The organism is Pseudomonas sp., from assembly GCF_036387035.1.
Taxonomy (GTDB): domain Bacteria; phylum Pseudomonadota; class Gammaproteobacteria; order Pseudomonadales; family Pseudomonadaceae; genus Aquipseudomonas.
Map to the genome: position 1 here is coordinate 1 of NZ_DASVUM010000111.1, position 7221 is coordinate 7221.

Here is a 7221-nt window from a genome sequence, read left to right on the forward strand (position 1 = left end):
CACGTGCGTCTGAACAACCGATCCATAAAAATTCCGGCGTCTGCTGGCGCGCCAGCTTGGCAAAGAACTCGGGGTCTTCTTCCTTGATGGCGGCAGCCCAACGTTCGTTGTTGTCGATCAAGTCTTGTAGTTCGTTCATGCGTTGATGCCTCGGAAATGATGCACAGCTATGACTGGGGATCGGCGCTTCAGGTCACGCAGGAGTTCAACCGATCGGCGACTGCCGATCAAGAAGCGGATGGAATCTTCGCCACGTCGTCCGGTCCACCCATTAAGACCGACACTATTGAGGATTTGCCATGAACGATGCACGCCGTCCATTCGATGCCACTCAGCCGGAGCCCATCGATGACAACGAAGACCGCATGGGATCGATGGAAGAGCTCAACTTTAACGACAACAACGAGCCGAGCGGGCGCATAGGCGACACCATTCCAGCGGACGAGCTTGAGACCTATATTCCTGATGAACGTGCACGTGAAGCGGGGCTGACCGGTGCGTCCATGGACGACCACCAGCCGACGGATGATGACCTGAGCCCGGAAACACTTATCCACGATGACGGTGCGCGCTCCGCTAAAGAAGCCGGCGAAGGCGGCCCGGCTGATCTGCACCTCAGTGTCGTCGATGAAGATGAAATCGGTGCAGGCGCAGGCCTCGATGAAGAAGAGATGGCCATCCTCGACCCACTGGATGGCAAGCCAGGCGTTTAAGCACGCCTGACCGGTTTGCTGTGGTGGGAGTGCCCTTGACTCCCACCCAGCCATCGCCGCTAATCGAGCAGCGTGCAGGCCATGACCAGGGCGTCTTCACGTCCGCCCACGGCCGGGTAGTAATCCCGACGCCGACCTATCTCGTTGAAGCCGTAGCGTTCATACAAACGGTACGCCGACCGATTGCTGTCTCGTAGCTCTAGGAAGCATTCACGGCCATTCATCTCATAGGCGCGCTTCATCAGGTGTCCCAGCAGCATCAGCCCCAGACCTCGGCCCTGACTCTCCGGCTTGACGGTGATGTTGAGCAAGTGCGCCTCATCGATGATCACGTTGATGACACCGTGTCCCACTTGCTGACTGCCTTCAAACATCAGCCAGACTTCGTAGGACCTCAGCGCATCAATGAAAATACCCCGCGTCCATGGATGGCTGAACGCGGCGTACTCAATCTTGAGCACGGCGTCCAGGTCGGCTTCGGTCATGCGGCGAAACGTTACGGCGTCATTCATTTACGGTCTTCCAGCGGCCCATCAATTGACGCATGGCGCGCCACACTTCGGCCTTGCGCTGCGGCTCGTCCATCAACAGTTCCAGACCCGGCAGCGCCCAGGCTAACCCCAAGCCGTCGACCTGAAGTTCAAGATTGTAGGATTCGGCGTCGGTTTCAGCGGCAAAACGCAGCGCCGGAAGCCCGATCAGCCACAAGCAGCTGCAGGGCTGTTCTTCGACGCGGGCGTACAGAAAACCCTGCACGAAATCCCGAGCCGCTTCAGGGCCCTGGTCCATTTGCCCGCGCACCAACAGCGGCCAGCGCACAGGCTCGCCGATGATCTGCGGGCTGTCTGGCAGGCCGGCGGCGCGAAGCATGTCTTTGAGCAAGAGATAGGAAGGATCGCGGCTCTGAAATGGCTCGCCGGTCACCAGGTCCACCAACAACAGGCAACTTCCGGCGCGCAGCAACTGCAGCGCAAAACGTGGCGGCGGCACTGCCGGCGCTTTCACCACGGCAGGCGCGACGTCTTCTTCCTTGACCGCCTTCGGCTTGGGTGCGCTGGAGGGGCGAGGCACTTCGATTTTCGGCCGTTCCACCGATCGCGCCACCGGCGTCGGCGCGACAGGGGCCGAATCGCGCTCCGGCGCGCGCGCCGAATCTGCCTGGCTAACCGGCGACGGTACCTCCATCACTTCAGGCACAGGCGCAAGCAGCTCGGGACGCGACGGTGCCGCGAAGGGCAATTCAGTGCGCGGCAGCCAGCTGACCACCTGCATGGCGGTCAGATAAGCGCGACGACGAGGCTCATTGAGCAAAGGTCAGCTACCTGTGGATAAAGTCAGGCGGGAGATTCTACAGGCCTTCACTGTTTCCCGCCGCAGTTGATCGACTGAGGGTGAAAAACCAGCCCGGCGATGCAGTACAATCGCCGCTTTTATTTGCCAGTCAGCGACCAACCGATGATCGAACCTAAGCGCGTCTTGCGCGCCCTTGCCGAGCACTGGGCGCTTCTTGAGCCATTGTGCGAGCACTTTGACCAAGGCACGTTGAGCCTGAGCGAACTGCGTTTGCAACTGGCCGCCCAGCAACTGGAGAGCACGCCACAGGACATCACCACGCTGCTGGACGTCTGGATTCGGCTCGACATTCTGGTTCCGGTGGCCAAAAGCCCAAACCGTTTCGAGCTGAACGCCCAGATCCACGATTTCCTCTCGTACCTGCGCCGCGAGCATCGTCTGGGTTTGTGCCTTGAAATCGAAGCGTACCTGCGCCACCTCGAACGCCTTGCCGGCTATATCCAGGAAGCCTTCGACGCCCGGGACGCCAACGATCTGGCGAGGCAACTGCGGCTGCTCGACATGCGCGTACGCGATGTATTGAAGAAGCTGGCCAACGACGAGCAAGCGCTGGTGGCCGTGGCCGAACGCGCCAAGACCAGTGACCGGCAGATTCCGTTGCGTCAGCGGTACGCCGAGGTGCTGGCGACCTGGGATGAATACGTCGAGCCGATGATCCAGTTGGTGAACGCCGACGGAGCCTTCGAACAGGGTGTGCGCAAGGTCGAGAACGTGCTGTTGCGTATGCTCACCGACCAGCAGCGCCTTGGCCATCTGGTCGACGATGACATGCTCTTGCGTACGCACGCGCGCATCCTCGAAATGCAGACGAGCGCGCAACTGACCCTGCGTCACGCGCGTGAACTCTTGCTGCCGCTGCGTGAAGAGGCGCGTCGCCACAATGCCGTGACGCGCGGTGCTGCGCTCGCATTGTCGGCCATTCGCCGCCGAGGGCTTGATGCCGTGCCACAAGCGGCGATGCCGATGTTCACCCGTCCGCAAAGCACCTTCCTCGGCAGTGCCAACCAGGTTGAAGCGTACGTCTATGCGCTGGCGCGCTTTGAGCCAAAACCGGCGCGCTTTCCTAAAGCCAACATCACCCGCAAGGGCGAGCCGACGCGCGCGCCGCGGACGGTCAGGGAAATGGTCGAGCGTTGCGAAGACGCACTGCCGATGCCGGATCTGATGGTCTGGCTGCTGGAGCAGGAGCCCACCGGGGCGACGGACGAATTGCTGTACTGGTTTTCGCGCTTGTCGCGGGACAAACGCTTCAAGCGCGAGCGGCTTGAGCGCCGTGATTACCTGACCCAGGAGCACCGCGTCAGCCTGCGCTCCTTCGCCCTGCTCTCGAGCAAAGACGCCACCCCAGAGACTTCCGAGGGCACCGCCCATGCATCTTGATCTATCCGAAATGACCCAGCTGGCGCCGATATTCCGAGAGTTGTTCAAGGGCTACCACGTCAGCCGCCGCGATCCGGAGCTGTACGCGCAACTCTCCAGTCTGCAGGACTCGTACCGCGGCTTGTTCAAGGCATTGGGCTTCGAGCTGGTCTGCGACACCCGTGGCTTCTACTACTTTGTGCCGGACTTGGCGGCTGCGCAGGTCAACAAGACAGCGCAACGTCTGGCCCTGTTCACCTTCATTCTGGTAGAGCATCTGGCTGACCAGGGCCGCGACCCGGTCGCCGTGCTGGACGGCGGCAGCCTGGGCCGTGACGAACTGCCGTCGCTGCTGGAAAAGTACCGCGACCTGTTCCTGCAAGCCGAAGTACAGACCCAGGAAGAGCTGGAAGAAAAAATCATGCGCCGGATGACCCAGTTGGGCTTCGCCGCCGAAGAAGTCGGCATCTATCGTTTCCTGCCACCCATGCACCGCTTCCTCGATGTCTGCCTGTCCGTGCAGCAAGACCGTGATCTGGCAGCCAGTCTGCACAGCGCCCTGCCGTTGCCGGCTCCCGTGCTGATTGACGAGGACAGTGATGAAAGACTCCTGGAAACCGATGACCCGCTGGACCTTACCGAATTTGACGAATCCGCTGAAACCGAAGAGCGCGCGCTAGCCCGGGCGATCGCGGAAGAACAGGAGCATGACGCATGAGCCAGGAACGCTTCGGCATACGCCGATTCGCGCTGCTGAACACGGCCGGTTACAGCCTCGGGTTGTTCCCGCTGGAGCACCCGTTGTCGGTATACGGCGCGAACAATCTCGGCAAGAGTGCGTCAATCAACGCCCTTCAGTTTCCAATTCTGGCGCGCATGTCGGACATGAGCTTCGGCAAATACAGCCTGGATCAATCGCGCCGTTTCTACTTCGCGTCCGATACCAGCTACATCCTTGTCGAAGTCTCCCTGCCCCACGGCCCTCATGTTATTGGTGTGGTCGGTCGGGGTCCGGGCGGTGGTTTCGGACATCAGTTCTTCGCCTATGCCGGCAAGCTGGACCTGGACCATTACCAGAAAAACGACACCTGCCTGCGTCAGAAAGAGCTGTTCGCCAATCTGGAAAGTCAGGGCCTGAAAGCCTACGAGCTCAAACCTGATGAACTGCGCCGATTGCTGGTCGGTGGCCACACCTCGATCCCTCTGGACCTGACGCTGATCCCCCTGCGTTCAACCAGCGAACAGAGCCTGAAGACTTTCCGCGCGCTGTTCATCAATTTGCTGCACATGCGCGAGATCACTGCGGCCAAATTGAAGCAGCTGTTCCTCGATGCGTTTGAGCACAGCTTGCGTTCCGGCAGCGTCGATTACATTGCGGCGTGCGAAGAAGCGTTCCGCGACGTACGACGCATGGAGCAGGACTACAACGCCCTGGTCCTCGCCGGCCCGCTGGTCGAAGCGTTGGCCAATGGCGTCAGGCAGCGCGACATCCTGCGCGGCAAGTTACATCGTCTCTCGCCACTGCTCGATTCCCTGCTCGGCACGTGGCAGGACTATTCAAACGCGCGTAAAGAAGAGCTGGTTATCCAGAGCGAGCACTACCGTAACGAACAGGACTCGCTGCAGAACGACCAGCGTGGCGGCACCCAAGAGCTGATGCGACTGGAGCGTGAGATCAGCAACATCCAGCGCTGGATCGGCGAGCTGGCAGTCCTCAAGAACCGCTTTGCCCTCGTCGACGACGTCAAGGTTCTGGAACAGCAGCTGCTGGCGGCCAAGGACGCTCACGATGAACTGGCGGGCGCGCTCGCGCAGTCGCGCCAATTCAGCGCCGAGGATCTGGATGAGCGGCTGCGCGACCTGGAAAAACGCCTGAAATCAGTCAAGCAACAGCTCGATCATGCGGACAACAACAGCTATGCCCGCCTGCGTGAAGAATTCTCGCAGCCTGATGTCGAGCGCCTGATGCGTCTGTTCAACAGCGCGCTGTTCAGTCTGCCGTTAGGCGAGCAAGGCATTGCCCTGGATGACGGGGACGCCTGGGTCAAATCCCTCGAAGCGATTCTCGATGGATTCAAAGGCGAGCGCTTCGAGGTGCCTGGCCTGACTGTCAACCTCTCAAGCATCGAGCCCCCTGCCCTGCAGGCTCTGGCTGATCGCGCCGCGTTGCGCGATCAGAAAGAGCGTCTGGAGAAAGAGCTCAAGCAGCTGAAGGTCCAGCACGCTGTGGCGGCCGACCGCGCGGCCAGCAAAACCCAGACTGAAGCCTTGTACCAGCAGGTACTGGATGCGCAGAAGGCGCTGGAAGATTTCCGCCGTGCTCAGACATTGAGCGCCGAAGAAGGCGAGAAGCTTGAACAGCTGGCCCAGATGGAAGCGGCTCAAGACGAGCTCAAACGCTCCAGCGATGCATTCACCGAGCGCGTCCAACAGCTGTCGGCCAAGCTGCAACTGGTGGGACGTCAGATCGGGGATCTCGAATCCAAGCAACGCACCCTGGATGACGCGCTACGTCGCCGTCAGTTGCTCCCGACCGACCTGCCATTCGGCACGCCGTTCATGGAGCCGGTTGACGACTCGCTGGAGAACTTGCTGCCGCTGCTCAATGACTATCAGGACAGCTGGCAGGGTCTGCTGCGTTGCGATGGACAGATCGAGGCGTTGTACGCACAAGTCCGCTTGAAAGGCGTTGCCAAGTTCGACAGCGAAGACGACATGGAGCGGCGTCTGCAGTTGCTGATCAATGCTTATGCCCACCGTACTGATGAGGCGCTTACCTTGGGCAAGGCACGTCGTGCCGCTGTCACCGACATTGCTCGGACGCTACGTAACATTCGTAGCGACTACGACAGCCTGGAGCACCAACTGGCGCTGTTCAACCGAGAGATCAACCGCCGCCAGGTCTCCAACCTGGAGAGCTTCCGTATCGTGCTCGCACCGAACAAGGAAGCGCTCAAGCACATTGATCAAATCATCCACAGTGCTGGGCAGTACGAAGAAGGCGAGACACTGTCGGTGTTCGATCTGAGCCAGAGTGCCGAACAGGACAATAAGAACGAGGAAGCCAAGGAGTATCTGGCGCGCCTGGTGGCCGCGAACCATAACCAGCTCGGTCTGAAGGATTTGTTCGAACTCGCTTTCGAGATCACCAAGGTCAACAGCCAGCCGGTCATCCACACCGACATCGATGGGGCAGCGTCAAACGGCACCACCATGACCATCAAAGCACTGACAAACATGTACCTGTTGCTGCACCTGATGGATCGCGAGCAGGCAGGACGGATTCGTCTGCCCTACTACCTCGACGAAGCCGCTGACATTGATGAACGCAATCAAGCGGCGCTGCTGGAGACCAGTCTTCAACTGGGCTTTGTGCCGATTCTGGCGAGTGTTAAGCCTCAGGTGTCAGCCCATGTGGCAATTGACCTGGAAGGCGGTAGCGGACCGGCTGGCATCTATATCGACGAGGCAGACTGGAAGTACATTCAACGTCGCGATGAGGTTGCTCCCGTTAAGACACCTCAGGTAGTTGAAGCACTGAGCGAGTAGGTCAGGTAGCTCGTAGAAAGCCCTGCAGCGATGCGGGGCTTTTTTATGGGCGCTGATTGGAGGGTTGGCTGTTGCTGTTGGCTGGGGCAGAAGTTTTTTCGCGCAAAAAAACAAAACCCCATCTGCGTTAGCAGATGGGGTTTTGGAATTTAATCTTGACGATGACCTACTCTCACATGGGGAAACCCCACACTACCATCGGCGATACATCGTTTCACTGCTGAGTTCGGGATGGGATCAGGTGGTT

Annotated in this window: 6 protein-coding genes, 1 rRNA gene and 1 pseudogene; 4 read left to right on the plus strand and 4 right to left on the minus strand. The window is 59.8% G+C overall.

Features of this window, described 5'->3' with window-relative positions; all coding sequences use genetic code 11:
- Positions 1–139: pseudogene (locus VF672_RS10350) on the minus strand (carbonic anhydrase); the annotation flags it as partial.
- A gap of 160 nt (positions 140–299) precedes the next feature.
- On the opposite strand from VF672_RS10350, the gene VF672_RS10355 reads away from it, so the two are divergent.
- On the plus strand, positions 300–713 hold the full coding sequence (locus VF672_RS10355) for a serine kinase/phosphatase (protein ID WP_331104347.1): 414 nt from the start codon (positions 300–302) through the stop codon (positions 711–713).
- 59 nt (positions 714–772) lie between these two features.
- On the opposite strand, the gene rimI is transcribed toward VF672_RS10355, so the two are convergent.
- A complete protein-coding gene (gene rimI, locus VF672_RS10360; RefSeq protein ID WP_331104349.1) occupies positions 773–1225 on the minus strand; it encodes a ribosomal protein S18-alanine N-acetyltransferase in 453 nt (150 codons plus the stop codon).
- A complete protein-coding gene (locus VF672_RS10365; RefSeq protein ID WP_331104351.1) occupies positions 1218–2024 on the minus strand; it encodes an energy transducer TonB in 807 nt (268 codons plus the stop codon). The genes rimI and VF672_RS10365 overlap by 8 nt, the downstream gene beginning before the upstream one ends.
- A gap of 144 nt (positions 2025–2168) precedes the next feature.
- Between VF672_RS10365 and mksB the strand changes: the two genes are divergently transcribed.
- The 3 genes from mksB to mksF are packed head-to-tail and all read left to right on the plus strand — an operon-like array spanning position 2169 to position 6974.
- Positions 2169–3446, plus strand: a complete 1278-nt coding sequence (gene mksB, locus VF672_RS10370; RefSeq protein WP_331104353.1) for an Mks condensin complex protein MksB — start codon at positions 2169–2171, stop codon at positions 3444–3446.
- Entirely contained in the window at positions 3436–4143 is a 708-nt protein-coding gene (gene mksE / locus VF672_RS10375) for an Mks condensin complex protein MksE (RefSeq protein ID WP_331104355.1), read from the plus strand. Before mksB ends, mksE begins: the two co-directional genes overlap by 11 nt.
- Positions 4140–6974, plus strand: a complete 2835-nt coding sequence (gene mksF, locus VF672_RS10380; protein ID WP_331104357.1) for an Mks condensin complex protein MksF — start codon at positions 4140–4142, stop codon at positions 6972–6974. Before mksE ends, mksF begins: the two co-directional genes overlap by 4 nt.
- Before the next feature lie 153 nt (positions 6975–7127).
- On the opposite strand, the gene rrf is transcribed toward mksF, so the two are convergent.
- Positions 7128–7221: ribosomal RNA gene (gene rrf / locus VF672_RS10385) — 5S ribosomal RNA — on the minus strand; the annotation flags it as partial.